Here is an 18517-nt window from a genome sequence, read left to right as displayed (position 1 = left end):
AAAACGTGAGCTGATGGCGAGTGCAATCACGCCGAAATCGCAAAATCGGGACAGCACTGTCGATTTTTGGGAGATGTGCGATCTTTTACGTTCGCGATTAATCCTTATTCAATCTAATTTCCGGACGCTCGGCTCAGTTTTGCATGAGGCAGAAGCTCTACCGCAGCGCAGCAGGGAATGACGGTCCCGCCTTCGCCGGATACCAACGAATTTCATTGGGGCGTGGCATGTTCTTCATTGATCGTCTTCTGCAAAGCCGCCGGATCGTGACCAAGGTTCTTATCTTCGTCGTACCGCTGGTAGTGCTCATCGCCGGTATCGGCCTGGTTGGCTATCACACGGCCAATATTCTCAACGGCCATATGACCGTGACGCGGGCGACGATCGAAAATATCAGCGACTTCGAGAACTTGCAGGCTGCTTTGCAGGAGTTCACCACGTCGCCATCCGATGAAACGCGCAAGGCGCTTGCGGATAAGATCGATGCGCAGGCGGCCGGCGTCCAGCGTCTGAGCGGCCTGCTCAGCAATGATCAACGCGCCAAGATCTCCGCCGTCAGCGATCTGGCCGACAAGATGCGCACGCAGACGGCCGCCCTTTGGAACATCAAGCAAAAGCAGGACAGCGATGTCGACGCGATCCAGAAGGCAGTGTCGGGGCTCGAAGCCAGCGGCAAGGCGGCTGGAAAGCAGATCGACATCATCCGCAAGGAGTTCGGCGACAAGGAAACCTTCGCCAAGGAACTGCTTTACGATGCCGCTGCCTTCAAGGGCCTGTCGGACAAGATGAGCAACCTGCGCATCCAGGTGCAGATGGCCGCGGATTCCAATGAGGAAATCTCCGATGCGCGTACCTATACGGATGCGATCCTCAAGCAGGTCGCCACGTCGAAAGCTCTTGTTTCCAAGCGTGGCGTCGCGCTGGTCAACGGCGCGGCCGATGCTGCCAATAAGCTTGACGCAGTCCTGAAGGGCGGCGATACCGCCGATCTGAAGGTCCAGGCCATGGGACCGATTCTGCAGAGCTTCGTGAAGATCGAAGGGGATATGACCCTGCAATCGGCCAAGAACAGCGATACTGCCGCCGATCGCTTCGTCAGCCTCGACAAGATCATCGACGGCCAGAAAGAATTGTTGGATCACGTCGACCAGGCGCTGGGCATCATCGATCGCCTGACGCTGCATACCGCACGGATGGAGAATGTGCGCGACGCTGCCTCGCGGGACGCCGTCGTTGCCGATTTGAAGGATCTGCAGGACGCCGGCGTGAAAATCTCGGCGCTGGGCCAGACCAATTCTACGATGCGCGATTTTTCTGCTCGTACTCAGCCCCTGATCGACAGCGTGACCAAGGGTTCGGCCGATCTGTTGCAGACCGCGTCCGACTGGAAAAAGACGCGCGTCGATTCCAACAGCTTGCTGGCGGATGCGATGACGTCGCTGCGCAGCTTCGTTGCGCAAGCGCAGGAGATCGGCAAGGAAGACAGCGAGCGCTCCGCCAATGTCTCCGTCATTGCCATGATCCTCGGTACGCTGCTTGCCATCGTCGGCGGTCTAATGCTGGTCGAAACGCTGCGTGGACCTCTGAAGCGGGTTACCGGAATCATGACGCGGCTTGCCAGCGGCGATCTGGAAGTGGCGATCGACGGCCGCAATCGCGGCGACGAGATCGGCGATATGGTGCGTTCCGTCACCGTCTTCCGCGACGCTGCCCTGGAAAATGTCCGGCTGGAGAGGGAGGCCGAGAGCGCGCGCGCTTTGTCGGCGGAAGAAGCCGCACGGCGCGCTGCCGACCGCGCCCGCATCGAAGCAGAACAGAAGCAGGCGCTGAACGCGCTGGCCGATGTTCTTGCCAAGCTTGCGGATGGAAATCTGGAAGAGAGCATGCGCGAAGACCTTTCCGCCGATTTCGTCGAAATGGCATTCACCTACAATCACGCTGTCGAAGCCCTGCGCGAGACGTTGACGGATGTCCGCTACACGGCCGAGGAGATCAAGGGCGGTACCGGCAATCTCGCCGCATCCGCCGACGATCTCGCACGCCGCACCGAGCAGCAGGCGGCGGCCCTCGAGGAAAGTTCGCGGGCACTCCACCGTCTGAGCGATGTCGTGCGTTCCACCGCCGACCGGGCCAAGCAGACGGCGGTCTCGGTCAACGAGACCCAGGCTTACGCAACGCAATCCGGCGAAGTCGTCGCCAAGGCCGTCGGCGCCATGAGTGAGATCAACCGCTCGTCGGAAAAGATCGTCACGATCATCGGCGTCATCGACGAAATCGCCTTCCAAACCAACCTGCTGGCGCTGAATGCCGGCGTCGAAGCCGCCCGCGCCGGCGAGGCCGGTCGAGGCTTTGCCGTCGTCGCGCAGGAGGTGCGCGAATTGGCGCAGCGCTGCGCCAACGCGGCAAAGGAGATCAAGGGCCTGATTTCTGCAAGCTCCTCGCAGGTGCAGAATGGCGTCCATCTGGTCGAGCAGACCGGTGCTGCGCTCGCCGAAATCATCGGGCATGTGACCGGCGTGCAGAAGCTCGTCGCCGACATTTCCGCGGCAACGGCCGAGCAGTCGACCGGGATCGAAGAAGTGACGCGAGCGGTCGGCGAAGTCGAGCTGATCACCCAAAGAAATGCGGCGATGGTGGAAGAAAACAACGCCGAGATTCATGGCCTGCGCCAACGCGTCGATATGCTCTCCGACAAGATCGACCGCTTCCGCACGGGCGATGGCGACGGGGCACATGAAGGCTATGGGTATCGCGCCGCCTGAGGCGTTACTTCAGAAAACAGCAGCAACCAATAGAAACGCCGGACTTATCGCCCGGCGTTTTCTTGTCTTGGTATGGGAAGATCAGCCGCCGGTGACGCTCATATGGCGGGCGACAGCCGGTCTGTTGTGCGTGCGGTCGATGATAAAATCGTGACCCTTCGGCTTACGGGTGATCGCTTCGTCGATGGCGGCGTAGACGAGCGCGTCATCTTCGGTGGCGCGCAGCGCCGTGCGCAGGTCGGCGGCATCGTTCTGGCCGAGGCACATATAAAGCGTGCCGGTGCAGGTGAGGCGCACGCGGTTGCAGCTCTCACAGAAATTATGGGTCAGCGGCGTGATGAAGCCGAGGCGGCCACCGGTTTCGGCGACTTCGACATAACGGGCCGGACCGCCGGTCTTATATGGAATGTCGGTCAGCGTGAATTGTTGTTCGAGATCGGCGCGCAATTTGGAGAGCGGCAGGTACCGGTCGGTGCGGTCTTCCTCGACCTCACCCATCGGCATCGTCTCGATGACGGTCAGGTCCATGCCGCGGCCATGGGCGAAGCGCAGCAGCTCGGGTATCTCCGCCTCGTTGAAATCCTTGAGCGCCACGGCATTGAGCTTGATCTTCAGGCCCGCCTTCTGCGCGGCGTCGATACCCTCCATCACCTTCGCGAAATCGCCCCAGCGGGTGATGGCGTGGAATTTATTGGGATCGAGCGTGTCGAGCGAAACGTTGATGCGGCGCACGCCGCAATCATAGAGCTCCTCTGCATAGCGCGAGAGCTGCGACCCGTTTGTCGTCAGCGTGAGCTCCTCCAGGCCACCGTCTTGAACGCGTTTGCCGAGCTCGCGCACCAGAAACATGATGTTCTTGCGCACCAGCGGCTCGCCGCCGGTCAGGCGAATCTTGCGGACGCCTTTAGCAATGAAGGCGGAACAGAGCCGGTTCAGCTCTTCCAGCGTCAGCAGATCTTTTTTCGGCAGGAAGGTCATGTTTTCCGCCATGCAATAGGTGCAGCGGAAATCGCAGCGGTCGGTCACGGAGACGCGCAGATAGGTGACCGCCCGCCCAAAAGGGTCGATCATCGGTGACGCATCCGCCACCAGCGGCGATCCGTTGCCTATCGTGCCGACAATGCTGTTCACGAAAACCTCCGTTGTCATGTTAATGTGTGCATAGGCGATTGTTGCGTCAAGGGAAATGCATTTTCAAATGCACTTGCGCGTTAACGACTGGCGGCCTACTTCTCCGGGTACGCATTGAAACGCATGGGAAAATCGATGAGCGACGTCTGGCCAACCGAACTGAGAGTGTCGAAGGACCGCCATCATCTGGTGGTGAGCTTCAATGACGGCGAAAGCTTCGATCTGTCGGCGGAAATGTTGCGTGTGCTGTCGCCATCGGCCGAGGTGCAGGGACATGGGCCAGGGCAGAAGATCACCGTGCCGGGCAAACGCAATGTCGGGATCATGTCGATGACACCGACCGGCAACTACGCCGTCCGCATCGGTTTTGACGACATGCACGATACCGGCATTTTTACCTGGGCCTATCTTCGCGAACTCGGCGAGAAGGGCTCCGAGCTTTTCGCCGCCTATGAGGCAGAACTGAAGGAAAAGGGCTTGAGCCGCGACGTGGCGGGCAAGCCGCACTAGCACTGTCAGCAGCAAGGGGACAGGCATGGCAGGTGGGGATACGGGAAGCTGGCTGCGCGCCAAAGGCAGTAAAAACGAAAGCAAGGTCTCTTTCGTCGAGTTGTTTTTCGATCTGGTCTTCGTCTTCTCGATCTCGCAGCTTTCGCATGCGCTGGCCAGCCATTTCACCCCCCTCGGTGCTCTCCAAGCCGGCATGCTGATTTTTGCCGTCTGGTGGGTATGGATATTCACCGCCTGGGTGACGAACTGGCTCGATCCCGATCGCATGCCGGTGCGCATCATGCTCTTCGTGCTGATGTTTGCCGGGCTGGTTCTCTCAGCGTCCATTCCGGATGCCTTTGCCGGGAAAGCCATTTTCTTCGCCGGCGCCTATGTATTCATGCAAGTGGGCCGTTCGCTATTTACCGTCTATACCCTAAAAGACGTCGGCCCGGCCAATCATCGCAATTTCGTCCGCATCACCTGCTGGCTGATCGTGTCGGGGATCTTCTGGATTGCCGGCGCCCTGATGGAGGGTGAGACGCGGGTGTCGCTGTGGCTCGCTGCGCTGGCGATCGAATATGCAGCACCCGCCTTCGGTTTCGCCGTGCCCGGCCTTGGCAAGTCGACCGCGGCGGATTGGGATGTTTCCGGTGCGCATCTTGCCGAGCGCTGCGCGCTCTTCATCATTATCTGCCTCGGCGAGGCAATCCTGCAGGCGGGCAAGACATTTGCCGAACAGCCGCTTTCGCCGCTAATCGTTGCGGTATTCGTCACCGTCTTCGTCAGCACCGTCGCCATGTGGTGGATCTATTTCCAGTTCGGCCATGAGCGCGCAGCCCACCGCATCGAGCAGGATGAGACGCCCGGCAGCCTGGCGCGACAGGCTTTCACCTATGCGCATATCCCGATTCTAGCGGGCATCATTCTGAGCGTCGTCGGCGACGAATTCTTGTTCTCCCATCCCCATGACCCGGCCGACATGCATATGGCGGCGGCGATCCTTGGTGGCCCGGCCGTGTTCCTTGTCGGCAATCTCTGGTTCAAAGGAGCGACAACCGGGCGGCCGCCGCTATCGCATTTCGTCGGCCTCGCCGGGCTGGCGCTGCTGGTTCTCGCGGTCTCCCAGGTCGATGTTTACCAGCTCGGCATCCTCGCCACGGCGGTCCTTATCGTCGTGGCAATATGGGAGTTCGCCTCGCTGAACCGCGCAGTGCCGTTGGCCCGCCCGCCGGGCAATCACTAATCGCCGATTGTTTCCAAAGGCTCGCGTTCTTCCTGCAGCAACAGGCTGACAATGCGTTCCATGTGGGCCGTCATGATTTCGCATTCGTCGAGTGGTGCGTCCGAGAGCATGCGGTCGATGAGGTCGGTCTGGATGGCCATGGCTTCTTCCGTCAAGCGTCGGCCTTCCGTGGTCAGATAAAGCCGCCACACGCGCTTGTCGTGCTTGTCGCCCCGGCGTTCGATCAGGCCGCGTTTTTCCATCTGCGGCAGGAGCATGCTCATGTTGGAGCGACCGACCAGCAGCTTGTGGGCCAATTCCTGCTGCGAGATGCCTTCGAAGCGGAAGAGATTGACGAGAATATCAAGATGCGGCGGCTTGATGTCGAGATGCGCAAGTGCCCGGCCGAGCGATTGCTGCATGAGCTGGCAGGCGCGGGCGACGGCAATCCAGCTCCGAAAACGCGGATGGTCCCAAGGTAGGGATTGATTTTTGTTCATCGTTGTACTTTATTGTTCATTATTGAACATTATTGGATTCCCACTATGCCATCCTTTGCGCTTAAGGTCACCCGGCTAGGATTGTCCAGCCTTGGCAGGATTTCGCCGCGGCTTGCCGGCAAAGCCGCCTTCAAGCTTTTCTGTTTGACGCCATCGCGCCGGCCGCAGGGCGCCAAGGCGGAGGCTGCGCATTCACAGGGCAGGGCGCGTCTGAATTCTGCCGAGCAGATCATGCTGTCTTTTCGCGGCGGACGGGCGATGGCCTATCGCTTGAACGGCGGGGCCAAGGGCCAGCGGAAACGCTTTCTTGTCGTCCATGGCTGGGGCTCGAGCAGCGAATACATGTCGGAGCTCGCCGTCTTCCTCGCAAATGCGGGTGCCGAAGTGATCTCGCTCGACCTACCGGGCCATGGCCGCTCGTGGGGGCGCTTCCTCAATGTGCGCCTCGCCGTTTCGGCCATCGTGGCTGCGGCGGAGCGCTTCGGCGCTTTCGACGCGACCATCGGCCATTCGTTCGGCGGTGCTTCCATTGCAATGGCCGCGGCCGGCTTTCTGCCGGGCACAGAGCCGACCCTGACGGATCGCCTGGTGCTGATCGGCGCACCGAGCGCAATGGGCTGGCTGTTCACGGATTTCGGCAGGATGATGCGGCTCGATCCTAAAGTGCAGGCAGCGCTTGAAGCGGAGGTCGGTCATGTCACTGGCAGGGCGCTCGATGAGTATGTTGCCGAACACAGCGTTCGCGATCTGGGCAGACCGGTATTGGTCATCCACGCCGAGGATGACAAGGAAGTCAGCGCCGATCATGCCCGCGCCTACGCCAGCGCCGGCGATCATGTTCGCCTCCTCTGGGCCAACGGCTTCGGCCATCGCCGTATCGTCAGCGCCGCTCCCGTGCTGGAGGCGATCGGCGAATTCCTGGCGGAAGCGCCGGCATCTGCTGAAGAAAATGCATTCGAAAGCGCCGGCGAAACGGTTATATCCTTTCTTCGGACGTCGGTGCGGCGTGTGTCATAGCAACGTCACGCCTTGCGTCTAACCCGCCAGTATCTGGATCAAAAAGACGTGAGGCAACATGCGGATCATCACTTCCGTTGAAGAACTGAATGAGCTTTATGGCGGCACGAGCGAGGCATCGATCGCCAAGGTGACGACTGCGCTGACGCCGCTCTATCGCAGGATGATCGAGGTATCGCCCTTCATGGCGCTGGCGACGGTCGGCCAGGAGGGGCTGGATTGCTCACCGCGCGGTGATTTGGGCGGCGTCGTGCGCGTGCAGGACGACAAGACGCTGCTGCTTCCCGACTGGCGCGGCAACAATCGCGTCGACTCGCTGGCCAATATCGTCAGGGATCCCCGCATTGCACTGATGTTTCTAATTCCCGGTTCAAACACCACGATGCGGCTTAATGGTCGTGCGGTGGTCTCCATCGAGGAAAGCTTGCTCGCGAGTTTCGAGATGGAGGGCAAGCATCCGCGCAGCGTCGTGGTGATCACCATCGACGAGGTCTATTTTCAATGCGCGCGGGCCGTGATGCGTGCCGAACTCTGGAAGACGGAGACATTCGTCGATCCGGCAAGCCTGCCGACGCCCGGCATGCTACTGAAGGCGGCGAAGGGCGATTTCGATCAGGAGACCTACGATCGCGAATGGCCGGCGCGAGCCGCCAAAAGCATGTGGTAACAAAAAATCCGCCGGCGCGCTTGGGGAAGCAGCACCGGCGGATAAGACTTTAACTCTGGTCCGATTCTAACTTTTGTAGATGAGCCAGCTCTTCGAGAAGTCTTTCTGCATGCCTTCCTGATAAATATAGCTGGAGTTGCGGCCGCCATTCTTGGCGCAATAGAGCGCAATATCGGCCTTGCTATAGAGTTCGCCGGGATCTCCGGCTTCCGAGGCCATGCAGATGCCGAGCGAGAGGGTGATCGGCCCGTAATTCACTCCTGTGCGGGAGTTCTTGAACGGCGTCGTCTCCAGTGCACGGCGGATACGCTCGCAGACCGCCATAACCTCTTCCGACGTATTGCCTTCCAGGATCAGCGCGAATTCCTCGCCGCCGGTGCGAGCGACGAAGGCGTCGCGACGGACATTGGCGCGGATGAGGGAGGCGACGGTTGCGAGGATCTTGTCGCCGACCGGATGGCCGTATGTGTCGTTGACCTTCTTGAAGTAATCGATATCGGCCAGCACCAGCGCCGTTACGGGCCGGGCCATCTGATTGTCAAAGATGGTGGCCAGGCGATCATCGAAGGCGCGGCGATTGGAGAGGCGCGTCAGAGAGTCGGTATTGGCAATGCGCTTGTATTCGTCCAGTTCCTTGCGCACCTGGTCCATTTCCTGGCTGCGCTGCGCAACATTCTCGACGGTCTTTTCGCCGTGCGCCATCGTGTCGCCGGTCGCTTCCGCCAGGATGTCGATGGCGCTGCGCAGCAGATCGACGCTATTGTTGTTCTTGGACGTGATGCGTTGGCAGGTCTCGCCGAGCAATCGATTGTAGCTTTCAAGCGACGTCTGTTCCTGTCGCAGCGTGCGCAACACGGCATCGAGTTCCGAGATCAGGCGGGCATGGGCGTCATCGAAAACGCGGCCGGCATGGTGGGAGAAATGCTGGGCGCCCAGTGCATCCAATTCTTCTTGCGTGGCGTTGCTGCCGAGTGCGGCAAGCTCGCGAGTCAAGGCAGGATTGGAACCAATATAGGCTTCGTAGAAAAGTTCGTAGTTGCGCGGGATCGGCGCGACCCCCATGGATCGCATGGCATAGGTAATCTGTCCTGCCACGTCGGGAACTTGCGCCTTGGGCGCAACCACCGTACTCATCGGCGAACTCCATTAAATGATTTCATGAAAGCACTATTTTTAGTTAGCCTAAGAATCTTTGAAAAAGATTAAGGCAATGAATGTAAAATCTTACAAGTTCGGACTTAGATTTAATTTTATTCTGAAGTGGAAATACTTACCAGGAAGGCACCGAGACGATGCCTTCCTTTTTTGCTGACTAGCGACAAAGTTCAGCCGAGGTTGAGTTCCTGGAAGAAATCGTTCCCCTTGTTGTCGATGACGATGAAAGCCGGGAAATCTTCGACTTCGATCTTCCAGACTGCTTCCATGCCAAGCTCGGGATATTCCAGCACATCGACTTTCTTGATGCAGTCCTGAGCGAGGCGGGCGGCCGGACCGCCGATCGAGCCGAGATAGAAACCACCATGCGACTTGCAGGCCTCTCGCACGGCGCGCGAGCGGTTCCCCTTGGCGAGCATCACCATGGAGCCGCCGAAGGACTGGAACTGGTCGACATAGCTGTCCATACGTCCGGCCGTCGTCGGGCCGAAGGAACCGGAGGCGTAGCCGGCAGGCGTCTTGGCCGGGCCGGCATAATAAACCGGATGATTCTTGAGGTAATCCGGCATGCCCAGGCCTTTTTCCAGGCGCTCGCGGATTTTTGCGTGCGCCAGGTCGCGGGCGACGATGATAGTGCCGGCCAGCGACAGCCGGGTCTTGACGGGATGCCGCGACAATTCCGCCAGGATCTCGGGCATCGGCCGGTTGAGATCGATGCGGACCATCGATTCGGAAAGCTTGGCCTCGTCGATTTCAGGCATGTATTTCGACGGATCAGTTTCGAGCTGCTCGATGAAGATGCCGTCGCGGGTGATCTTGCCCTTGGCCTGACGATCGGCGGAACAGGAGACGCCGAGGCCGATCGGCAGCGAAGCGCCGTGGCGGGGCAGGCGGATGACGCGGACGTCGTGGCAGAAATATTTGCCGCCGAACTGCGCGCCGACGCCGAGGCTCTGCGTCAGCTTGTGAATTTCCTTTTCCATTTCGATATCCCGGAAGGCATGTCCGCTTTCGGAGCCCTCCGTGGGAAGACAGTCGAGATAGCGCGTCGAGGCCAGCTTGACCGTCTTCAGGTTCATCTCGGCCGAAGTGCCGCCGATGACGATCGCCAGATGGTAGGGAGGGCAGGCGGCCGTGCCGAGCGTCAGGATCTTCTCCTTGAGGAAATCCAGCATGCGGTCATGGGTGAGCAGCGACGGCGTGCCCTGATAGAGGAAGGTCTTGTTGGCCGAGCCGCCGCCCTTAGCGACGAAGAGGAATTCGTAGGCGTCGGTGCCTTCCTCATAGATGTCGATCTGCGCCGGCAGATTGTTCTTGGTGTTCTTTTCCTCGAACATCTTGATGGGCGCGAGTTGCGAATAGCGCAGGTTCTTTTTCTCGTAGGCGTCGAGCACGCCCTTTGCCAGAGCCGCGTTGTCGCCGCCTTCGGTCCAGACGCGACGGCCTTTCTTGCCCATGATGATCGCCGTGCCGGTGTCCTGGCACATGGGCAGCACGCCGCCGGCGGCGATATTGGCGTTCTTCAGCAGGTCATAGGCAACGAAACGGTCGTTGTCGGTCGCTTCCGGATCTTCGAGGATGGAGGCGAGCTGCTGCAGGTGGCCGGGACGCAGCAGGTGGTTGATATCGGCAAAGGCGGTTTCGGCGAGCAGCCGGATACCCTCGGGATCGACGGTCAGGATGTCCTGGCCCTTGAACGTGTCGACGGAAACATAGTCTCCGGAAATCTTGCGATAGGGAGTGGCGTCGTCGCCGAGGGGAAAGAGATCGTCAGCCATGCGTGGACCTTTCAATGCCTTGATGTGGCGGAAGAGACGTTTGCGAACGGTCTAAATCCGGCAAGGTCCAAATGCAATTGGCTGGATGTTGCGACTGAATTTCAAAATGGTGAGTTTGTCGACGGGAGATGCGCGGGTCGGGGGGGTCTTCCGATGCTGAAATTTTGTGCCCGGCCCCTCACTCTAGCCCTCGCCACGCATGGGCAGGGAGAGGGTTGGGGTGAGTAGCCAGGCAGGCTATTGCGTCATCGGTGGACGTGCCTGACGTTCACCGAACGAGGGACTCACTTCGGCCCAATCATCGTCTCCGGCCGGACGATCGCATCATAATCTTCCGCCGAAACCAGCCCGCTCGCTAAAGCCTCTTCCTTCAACGTCGTGCCGTTCTTATGCGCCGTCTTGGCGATCTTGGCGGCATTGTCGTAGCCAATCTTCGGCGCAAGCGCCGTTACCAGCATCAGCGAGCGTTCGAGGCCAGCCTTGATATTGTCCTCGCGTGCTTCGATGCCGACGACGCAATTGTCGGTGAAGGAGACGGCGGCATCGCCGAGCAACTGCACCGACTGCAGGAAATTGTAGGCCATCATCGGATTGTAGACGTTGAGCTCGAAATGACCCTGGCTGTCGGCAAAGGTCAGCGCGGCATTGTTGCCGAAAATGTGGGCGCAGACCTGCGTCAGGGCTTCGCATTGCGTTGGATTGACTTTGCCCGGCATGATCGACGAGCCCGGCTCGTTTTCCGGCAGCGCCAATTCGCCGAGGCCGGAGCGGGGGCCGGAGCCGAGCAGGCGGATATCGTTGGCGATCTTGAAGAGAGCGGCAGCGGCGGCATTGATGGCACCATGGCTGAAGACCATCGAATCATGGGCGGCCAGCGCTTCGAACTTGTTTGGAGCGGTAACGAAAGGCAGGGCGGTGATTTTGGCGATTTCTTTGGCGACCTTTTCGGCAAAACCGATCGGCGCATTCAGGCCGGTGCCAACCGCGGTGCCGCCTTGGGCGAGTTCGCAAAGGCCGGGCAAGGTCAGCTCGATCCGCTTGATCGAGGACGCGACCTGTGCGGCGTAGCCGGAAAACTCCTGGCCAAGCGTCAGCGGCGTGGCATCCTGCGTGTGGGTGCGGCCGATCTTGATGATGTGGGCGAAGTCGGCGACTTTCTTTTCCAATGCCGCATGCAGATGTTTGAGGCTTGGCAGCAGATGATGAACGATCTGCTCGGCGCAGGCGATATGCATCGCGGTCGGATAGGTGTCGTTCGACGACTGGCTCATATTGACGTGATCGTTCGGATGCACCGGCTTCTTGGAGCCCATGACGCCGCCCAGCATTTCGATCGCGCGGTTCGAGATCACCTCATTGGCATTCATATTCGACTGCGTGCCGGAGCCGGTTTGCCAGACCACCAGCGGGAAATGCTCGTTGAGCTTGCCGTCGATCACTTCCTGGGCGGCCTCGACGATCGCTTTGCCGAGAGCGGGATCCAACTGGCCAAGCTCCATGTTGGCCCGTGCAGCGGCCTGCTTGACGATGCCGAGGGCACGTACGATCGACAGCGGCTGCTTCTCCCAACCGATCTTGAAGTTGCCGAGCGAGCGCTGCGCCTGCGCGCCCCAATAGCGGTCGCTAGCCACTTCGATCGGGCCAAAAGTATCGGTTTCAGTGCGGGTGGAGGTCATTATCCCTGGTCCTGCTTTTCCGTTGAAAAGGATAGTTGTCATATAGGTCCGAATGGTGCCCAAGAAAACAGCGGAGGGGGATTTCATGATGGTCTTCGTCATGTTTTCGACACGATAAGGAAAGCCGTGTTCTTTTTAACACGCTCGATAGATATTCTTCGTGGCGTCCTTATTGCCACTCAAAAACCACGCGAAAATTCAATAAAAAATTAACTAATAATTTCATAATTTTGTGTGAACTAAATCGCGAAGCCTGCTTTCGCTTTTTCACACAAAGTTGAGGCATTGAACGAAAGACGGGGTCTGGCCGTTTTCATTCTAATGGTTAAACGGTGTTTGGAACATCGCGGCCGAGTTGATTGGAAAACAGCACCGTCTGTCTCGAAGATACCGCTTGATACGGGGACTGATTAGAGAATGAAACTTGTCATGAAAGCCGCAGCATCCGTTCTGGCTCTTTCCTGCTGCCTCTCCGCCGCCGGCGCGACATCCGCGAACGCGATGACCCTCATGGATTTCATTCGTGGCGGGCAGGGGCGTCAGCAGAGCACTCAAGTTTCCGCCCCGGTCACTGCCAATCCGGCACAGACTGGTATTGGCGCTACCGCGCCAACACAGGCGAAAGAGCCGCTGCCCAGCGTCAGTGCGCCTAAATATTATACCTACAAGCCCGAGGCTATGCGCCTCGTGGCGTCCAACCGTTTTGCCGATCCGGTGGTGACGGGGGCGGTCGCTGATGCGTCTTCGACGCCGGTCGCTGTCGACACCAGCGCTTCGCAGCGTCGCTATCTGACCGAAGCTCGCGTGATGGCGACGAATGATGTCGCCAAGGCGCTCGAGGCCTACTACGCCGATCAGAGCAAGCCGCTCCTTTGGGTTGCCGACAATGTCATCAACGACAAGGCCAAGGCTGCCATGGCGGTTCTGGCCGATGCGGGTTCCGTTGGCCTCGACCCTGCCGATTATGCCGTGCAGGCGCCGAGCTTCGATCCGGCAAGCGTCGACCCGACAATGCGGGACCGCGCGTTGATGCAATTCGAGCTTGCACTTTCCGGCAAGGTGCTGATGTTCGTTCAGGATACGATCCGTGGCCGTCTCGACCCGAACAAGATCTCCGGTTACCACGATTTCAAGCGCAAGGACGTCAACCTGACGCCGGTTCTCGGCCTGCTGCGCGCAAGCCCGGATGTTGCCGCCTATCTCAACAGCCGCAGCCCCTCGAACCAGGAGTTCTCGGAGCTGAAGGCTGAGCTTGCCAAGCTTCGCGCAGAAAGCGGCAACGACAGCACGCACATCTCCATCTCGCTGAACGGCACCCTAAAGCCGGGCGGCAGCTCGCCGGAGATGGCAAACATCGTCAAGGCTATCCAGCATCGCGGCTCGGATGCGCTGAAGGTCAAGAACGCCGTGACGCTTGCTGCCTACAAGGGCACGCCGGACTATACGCCAGAGCTCGTCTCGTTGGTCGAAGACTTCCAGAAGGAAAAAGGCCTGACGGCAGACGGCGTCATCGGCCAGTCTTCCGTTCGCGCCATGGTCGGTGAAAACAACGATACGAAGGTCCAGAAGCTGGTCATCGCCATGGAGCAGTTGCGCTGGCTGCCGAGTGAACTTGGCCCGCGCTACGTCTTCATCAACCAGCCGGCCTTCATGGTCTACTACCACAACAACAACCATGAACAACTGTCGATGCGCGTCGTCGTCGGCGGCAAGGAACATCAGACCTTCTTCTTTGAGGATCAGGTCCAGACGGTCGAGTTCAACCCGTTCTGGGGCGTTCCGCAGTCGATTATCATCAACGAAATGCTGCCGAAGCTGCGCGCCGATCCGAACTATCTCGACCGTATGGGCTACCAGGTTGAAGTCGGTGGCCATGCCGTCGCGTCATCCAGCGTCGATTGGTACGGTTCGACACAGAATGTCTCCGTGCGCCAGCCGCCGAGCAGCGACAATGCGCTGGGCGAGTTGAAGATCCTCTTCCCGAATTCGCATGCGATCTACATGCATGACACGCCGCAAAAAAGCTTCTTCAAGAAGGATATGCGTGCGCTCAGCCACGGCTGCGTCCGCCTTGCCGATCCGCGCGCCATGGCCGCTGCCGTGCTGAACACGACGGTGGATGACATCGCAAAGCAGATCGCCACCGGCCAGAACAAGGCGGTACCCGTGCCGCAGAAGTTCCCGATCTATATCGCCTACTTCACCGCCTGGCCGAACAAGGACGGCGTCGTGCAGTATTTCAACGATGTCTACGATCGCGATGCGGCAACACAGAAGGCGCTCGACGCGACCACGAAGGCGCGCACCGCACAGATCTGATTGCAGGCTCGTGTTTGAAAAAGAAAAGGCGGTCCATTCGGGCCGCCTTTTTTGCATGCCGCCTTTCGCCGTCGCCGGTATGTTGCTCATTTCCGGCGCTAAATAAGGTCTGAGAAGCGCCTGGATTTGCCTGAAGGAAAATCGCGGCCGCAGGCGATGGGTGCGGTTCTTGGCCGATAGCGGATCAGTTTTTCGTCTCGATCCGCCATTCGCGGCTTCCGAATGTTACATCGAAACGTGACAGGACCGACCGACCCAGCAAGCCATCTATGTCGTCTCCCAAGGCCGCCTCGTCGCCGAGAACGATGGTGGTGACGTCGTTGGCCTCCACGTGTCCGACCTTGACCGTTGTGGATGTCGTGCGCGTACCCTGTGAGACGCCATTGGCAGTCTGCAGCGAAATGTCGCCGGCTTCGTCAAGGGGCAGCTTGGCTCGCGCCGCGAATGCCTTGGTGACGGCAATGAAGCTCGCGCCGGTATCGACGATGAATTTGCCGTCCATGCCATTGATGTTGACCTTGGCGACGATCACGTTCTTGCCTTGGGTTGGAAAGCGGTCGCTGCCCGTCGCATAGGTCGTCGCGCATTTTCCTTGCGCGGTATAATTCTTGATGATTCCGCGCACCACCGCAGTGTCGTTATGATCGGGATTGATCGATACCCAGGTCTGAAGTGGCGTGATCGCCGCGCAGTAGTCGCCGAGAGCGCGGTAGCTGTCGGAAATGCCCTGGAACACGAGACTGTTCAAGGTGGCGACGTTATCGGTAAGGCCAATAACGGAATAATAGTCGTCGATGGCATCGCTGTATTTCTTTGCGCCTTGCCGGATCTGTCCGCGCAGAAAATAGAAGTCCGGTATGCCCGGCGTCATCGCAACCAACTCGTCCGAGACCTTCATCGCTTCGCCAAAGTCGCTGAGGCCGAGAAGAATGCTTGCCGCATTTTGGAGCGCGATATTGGAAGGCGTACATTTGCGGGAAAACGCGACCAGCGCTTTCGCGGCTTCGCGGCGATACCCTTGCGTCTGCAATTCAGCGGAAAAATTATAGAGCGCATTCCAGTCGCAGGGCTCCCGGCGCAGCATGTCGAGGTAGTTGGCCATTGATTTGCGGCCGGCAACGACGTTCGGCAGCGGCTCAATTTCGTATTTTTCATAGACGGCGAGCAGTGCCGGGTCGGGCTTGGCGGCGGTTGCTTCTTCGAGATAGCCGACGACGCGGTCGCCGTAGATATAGAATGCCAGTGCCGCGCATAGGGCGGCAAAGATTGTAAGTGTGCGAACGACTGGCGCGAGCCATCCTCTGCGAGAGGGCAATCTACCGCCATTGCGGTCTTCAGGATCTGCTACCAGCAAGCGCGCGCTCCGCCATCAAATTGCCCTCTGCGCTTCCTCCTTGGTGCAGACTGCTGGCTGATTTGCGTCGCAATTTCCGGCCGACATCACGTTTGTATTGAAGCGTCGACAAGTTGTGGCGTAGCAGCGTGAATCGCGCAAGGGCCGCTACAACTTTACCAACGGATTGCTGCCGATATCCGGCTCTATGCCGCTAACACATCGCGTACGAGCGCCGGAGTCAGTTCGTCATAATGCGCGATGACTCGGCTCGGACCGAGCGTGTCGACGCTGACGTCGGAGTAACCGAAGGGGACAGCGATGGAAGGGACGCCGGCATTGCGGGCAACCAGAATGTCGTTGATGCTGTCGCCGATCATCACCGTCCGGCGAAGGTCGCCGCCCGCGCGCTCGACGGTGCCGATCAGGTGCTCCGCATTCGGTTTGCGAACGGTGAAGGTATCGCCGCCGGTGATGGCCTCGAAATAGTGGGTGAGCCCAAGCCGCTCCAAAAGGGTGCGGGCAAGCGCCTCCATCTTGTTTGTGCAGACGGCGAACTTGTAGCCTTGCGTTTTCAATACCTCTAACGCGGCAAGCAGACCCGGATAGGGTTGCGTCAGGCCGGGCATCGTTTCGGTGTAGTGGGCGATGAATCGCTGCAATAGCGCCGGCAGTTCCTCCGGCTTCAATATATAGCCACGCAGCTTGCAGGCGCGTTCGATCATGACCTGAGCGCCGTTGCCGACGAGGTAGGTCAGGTCGCCATAGCTGACCGGCGCCAATTCCAATGCGGCAATCGTGTGGTTGAGGCTTTCGACGAGATCCGCATGGGTATCGAGCAGCGTGCCGTCGAGATCGAATACGACAAGGGGAGATTTCACGAGGAATTGGCCTTTGGGTAAGAAGAAGCGGGTCTTTTGGAGTTAAAAGATCGGGCTGGCAATTGCAACCAAAGCCTCTTTAAGCCCCGCCGAATATGGCCGCGGATTTCTATGAAGCGCCGTTATTTTGGCTTTCGTTTGCAGGGAGAGCCGTGTAAACAGCACTCCAACGTAATAAACGGGAGCATGTGGCGCATGGACGCCCGCCAATTGAAGATCGAAGCTGCAAGAGCGGCTCTGGCCCATGTCGAGAGCGGCATGCGGCTCGGGATCGGCACGGGCAGCACGGCGGAAGAGTTCGTCCGGCTGCTCGCCGAAAAGGTTGCGGCAGGCCTTGTGATTGAAGGCGTTCCGACCTCCGAGCGTACCGCGCGGCTCTGTGTCGAACTCGGCGTGCCGCTGAAGTCGCTCGATGAACTTCCAGAGCTCGACCTCACCATCGACGGTGCCGACGAGGTGGATGGCGCCCTGCGGCTGATCAAAGGCGGCGGCGGTGCATTGCTGCGCGAAAAAATCGTCGCGGGTTCGTCGGTACGGATGATCGTCATTGCCGACGAGAGCAAGGTCGTCGAGACGCTCGGCGCGTTTCCGCTGCCTATCGAGGTCAATCCCTTCGGCCTCGTTTCCACCCGTATCCAGATCGAGAAGGTGGCGTCCCGCCTCGGCCTTTCCGGCGCGCTCAGCCTGCGCCAGTCGGGTGGCGGCAACTTCGTTACCGACGGCGGGCATTTCATTATCGACGCATCTTTTGGCCGCATTCCTGATGCAGAGGCGCTGTCGATTGAGCTGAATTCGATTCCCGGTGTTGTCGAACACGGGCTCTTCATCAACATGGCGACACTTGCGATCATTGCCGGTCCCGCCGGCGCGCGCACGTTGCAGGCGAACAATACATAGGAGCACTGAACTCATGATCAAAATAGCGGGTCTTGGCCGTTTTGCCGCTGCGACCATCGTTCTTTCAGGCATCGCGCTCGGTTCCGCCAGCGCTCAGGAAGTCACGGAAGAGCAGATCAAGGCCGCACGGGCGGCGATCAACGCGCTTGGCATCACGAACCAGTTCGACAACATCCTGCCGAATCTCGCCGAGCAGTTGAAGAGCACGATGATCCAGGCGAACCCGAACTTCGGTGACGCCATCAATTCGTCCGTCGATGCAACCGCACTTGCTCTGGCGCCGCGCCGCGCCGACCTGGAGCGGGAAGCCGCTGTGACCTACGCAAAGGCTTTCAGCACCGACGAGCTGAAGGCGATCGCCGATTTCTACAACTCCCCGGCTGGCAAGAAGCTTCTCAAGGACGGCCCGATCGCAACGCGCGCGCTCTACAAGGCGGCCGATATCTGGGGTCAGGGCATTTCGCGCGATCTCGCCAACCAGAGCAGCGATGCTCTGCAGAAGGTGGTGAAGGCTCCGATCGTTTCCCCGCCGACGGATGCCACCAACAACGCTCAGCCTGCACCGACGCAGAAGCAGAAGTAAGCCTGATCCTTTCCAGGCCCTCGAATTTCAAAGCCCGGATATCGTTCCGGGCTTTTCTTTTTGCCCTTCGAAATCCTATATCAGTGCCGACCCCTTTTCGGCGC

At 59.4% G+C, this 18517-nt stretch carries 15 protein-coding genes; 8 read left to right on the top strand and 7 right to left on the bottom strand.

The window, feature by feature from the left end:
* The first annotated feature begins 227 nt into the window (after positions 1–227).
* Positions 228–2762 carry a methyl-accepting chemotaxis protein gene (locus ACXHXG_RS07430; RefSeq protein WP_457898908.1) on the top strand — a complete coding sequence of 845 codons (2535 nt, stop codon included), beginning with the start codon at positions 228–230 and terminating at the stop codon, positions 2760–2762.
* A gap of 81 nt (positions 2763–2843) precedes the next feature.
* Here the strand turns inward: ACXHXG_RS07430 and moaA are convergent, their stop codons facing one another.
* Entirely contained in the window at positions 2844–3893 is a 1050-nt protein-coding gene (gene moaA / locus ACXHXG_RS07425) for a GTP 3',8-cyclase MoaA (protein WP_457898907.1), read from the bottom strand.
* A 135-nt stretch (positions 3894–4028) separates the two neighbouring features.
* On the opposite strand from moaA, the gene ACXHXG_RS07420 reads away from it, so the two are divergent.
* Together ACXHXG_RS07420 and ACXHXG_RS07415 are read left to right on the top strand one after the other, a co-directional pair.
* Positions 4029–4403 carry a gamma-butyrobetaine hydroxylase family protein gene (locus ACXHXG_RS07420; RefSeq protein ID WP_457898906.1) on the top strand — a complete coding sequence of 125 codons (375 nt, stop codon included), beginning with the start codon at positions 4029–4031 and terminating at the stop codon, positions 4401–4403.
* Between the two features lie 25 nt (positions 4404–4428).
* A complete protein-coding gene (locus ACXHXG_RS07415; RefSeq protein ID WP_457898905.1) occupies positions 4429–5628 on the top strand; it encodes a low temperature requirement protein A in 1200 nt (399 codons plus the stop codon).
* Here ACXHXG_RS07415 and ACXHXG_RS07410 read toward each other — a convergent pair.
* Positions 5625–6107: a MarR family winged helix-turn-helix transcriptional regulator gene (locus tag ACXHXG_RS07410; protein WP_104823300.1), complete on the bottom strand. Its 483-nt coding sequence runs from the start codon at positions 6105–6107 to the stop codon at positions 5625–5627. The two genes, ACXHXG_RS07415 and ACXHXG_RS07410, sit on opposite strands and share 4 nt — an antisense overlap.
* Positions 6108–6152: 45 nt before the next feature.
* On the opposite strand from ACXHXG_RS07410, the gene ACXHXG_RS07405 reads away from it, so the two are divergent.
* Complete coding sequence (locus ACXHXG_RS07405; protein WP_457898904.1) at positions 6153–7124, top strand: alpha/beta hydrolase; 972 nt, start codon at positions 6153–6155, stop codon at positions 7122–7124.
* A 58-nt stretch (positions 7125–7182) separates the two neighbouring features.
* Positions 7183–7791: a pyridoxamine 5'-phosphate oxidase family protein gene (locus ACXHXG_RS07400; RefSeq protein ID WP_457898903.1), complete on the top strand. Its 609-nt coding sequence runs from the start codon at positions 7183–7185 to the stop codon at positions 7789–7791.
* A 66-nt stretch (positions 7792–7857) separates the two neighbouring features.
* Here the strand turns inward: ACXHXG_RS07400 and ACXHXG_RS07395 are convergent, their stop codons facing one another.
* The 3 genes from ACXHXG_RS07395 to fumC form a co-directional block, all read right to left on the bottom strand.
* On the bottom strand, positions 7858–8925 hold the full coding sequence (locus ACXHXG_RS07395; RefSeq protein WP_104823297.1) for a GGDEF domain-containing protein: 1068 nt from the start codon (positions 8923–8925) through the stop codon (positions 7858–7860).
* A gap of 191 nt (positions 8926–9116) precedes the next feature.
* Positions 9117–10724 carry a fumarate hydratase gene (locus ACXHXG_RS07390; protein WP_457898902.1) on the bottom strand — a complete coding sequence of 536 codons (1608 nt, stop codon included), beginning with the start codon at positions 10722–10724 and terminating at the stop codon, positions 9117–9119.
* 284 nt (positions 10725–11008) lie between these two features.
* Positions 11009–12400: a class II fumarate hydratase gene (fumC, locus tag ACXHXG_RS07385; RefSeq protein WP_457898901.1), complete on the bottom strand. Its 1392-nt coding sequence runs from the start codon at positions 12398–12400 to the stop codon at positions 11009–11011.
* Positions 12401–12817: 417 nt separating this feature from the next.
* Here fumC and ACXHXG_RS07380 point away from each other — a divergent pair, with 417 nt between their 5' ends.
* Positions 12818–14719 carry a L,D-transpeptidase family protein gene (locus ACXHXG_RS07380; RefSeq protein ID WP_283050666.1) on the top strand — a complete coding sequence of 634 codons (1902 nt, stop codon included), beginning with the start codon at positions 12818–12820 and terminating at the stop codon, positions 14717–14719.
* Positions 14720–14903: 184 nt separating this feature from the next.
* Here the strand turns inward: ACXHXG_RS07380 and ACXHXG_RS07375 are convergent, their stop codons facing one another.
* Together ACXHXG_RS07375 and ACXHXG_RS07370 are read right to left on the bottom strand one after the other, a co-directional pair.
* Positions 14904–16073 carry a retroviral-like aspartic protease family protein gene (locus ACXHXG_RS07375; RefSeq protein WP_457898900.1) on the bottom strand — a complete coding sequence of 390 codons (1170 nt, stop codon included), beginning with the start codon at positions 16071–16073 and terminating at the stop codon, positions 14904–14906.
* A 185-nt stretch (positions 16074–16258) separates the two neighbouring features.
* Positions 16259–16933, bottom strand: coding sequence for an HAD family hydrolase (locus ACXHXG_RS07370; protein ID WP_457898899.1), 675 nt, complete (start codon positions 16931–16933; stop codon positions 16259–16261).
* Between the two features lie 195 nt (positions 16934–17128).
* On the opposite strand from ACXHXG_RS07370, the gene rpiA reads away from it, so the two are divergent.
* Together rpiA and ACXHXG_RS07360 are read left to right on the top strand one after the other, a co-directional pair.
* Entirely contained in the window at positions 17129–17830 is a 702-nt protein-coding gene (gene rpiA / locus ACXHXG_RS07365) for a ribose-5-phosphate isomerase RpiA (protein ID WP_457898898.1), read from the top strand.
* A 13-nt stretch (positions 17831–17843) separates the two neighbouring features.
* Positions 17844–18413, top strand: coding sequence for a DUF2059 domain-containing protein (locus ACXHXG_RS07360; protein ID WP_104823288.1), 570 nt, complete (start codon positions 17844–17846; stop codon positions 18411–18413).
* Positions 18414–18517: the final 104 nt, after the last annotated feature.

Source organism: Rhizobium sp. LEGMi-198b (assembly GCF_054114205.1).
Note: the sequence above shows the minus strand (reverse complement) of the source record. Positions and strands in the feature narration are given on the sequence as shown.

What these genes read in the sequence shown, in the direction of transcription:
- ACXHXG_RS07430 (WP_457898908.1), top strand. Translation starts at nt 228, where the DNA reads ATGTTCTTCATTGATCGTCTTCTGCAAAGCCGCCGGATCGTGACCAAG.
- ACXHXG_RS07420 (WP_457898906.1), top strand. Translation starts at nt 4,029, where the DNA reads ATGAGCGACGTCTGGCCAACCGAACTGAGAGTGTCGAAGGACCGCCAT.
- ACXHXG_RS07415 (WP_457898905.1), top strand. Translation starts at nt 4,429, where the DNA reads ATGGCAGGTGGGGATACGGGAAGCTGGCTGCGCGCCAAAGGCAGTAAA.
- ACXHXG_RS07410 (WP_104823300.1), bottom strand. Translation starts at nt 6,107, where the DNA reads ATGAACAAAAATCAATCCCTACCTTGGGACCATCCGCGTTTTCGGAGC.
- ACXHXG_RS07405 (WP_457898904.1), top strand. Translation starts at nt 6,153, where the DNA reads ATGCCATCCTTTGCGCTTAAGGTCACCCGGCTAGGATTGTCCAGCCTT.
- ACXHXG_RS07400 (WP_457898903.1), top strand. Translation starts at nt 7,183, where the DNA reads ATGCGGATCATCACTTCCGTTGAAGAACTGAATGAGCTTTATGGCGGC.
- ACXHXG_RS07395 (WP_104823297.1), bottom strand. Translation starts at nt 8,925, where the DNA reads ATGAGTACGGTGGTTGCGCCCAAGGCGCAAGTTCCCGACGTGGCAGGA.
- ACXHXG_RS07390 (WP_457898902.1), bottom strand. Translation starts at nt 10,724, where the DNA reads ATGGCTGACGATCTCTTTCCCCTCGGCGACGACGCCACTCCCTATCGC.
- fumC (WP_457898901.1), bottom strand. Translation starts at nt 12,400, where the DNA reads ATGACCTCCACCCGCACTGAAACCGATACTTTTGGCCCGATCGAAGTG.
- ACXHXG_RS07380 (WP_283050666.1), top strand. Translation starts at nt 12,818, where the DNA reads ATGAAACTTGTCATGAAAGCCGCAGCATCCGTTCTGGCTCTTTCCTGC.
- rpiA (WP_457898898.1), top strand. Translation starts at nt 17,129, where the DNA reads ATGGACGCCCGCCAATTGAAGATCGAAGCTGCAAGAGCGGCTCTGGCC.
- ACXHXG_RS07360 (WP_104823288.1), top strand. Translation starts at nt 17,844, where the DNA reads ATGATCAAAATAGCGGGTCTTGGCCGTTTTGCCGCTGCGACCATCGTT.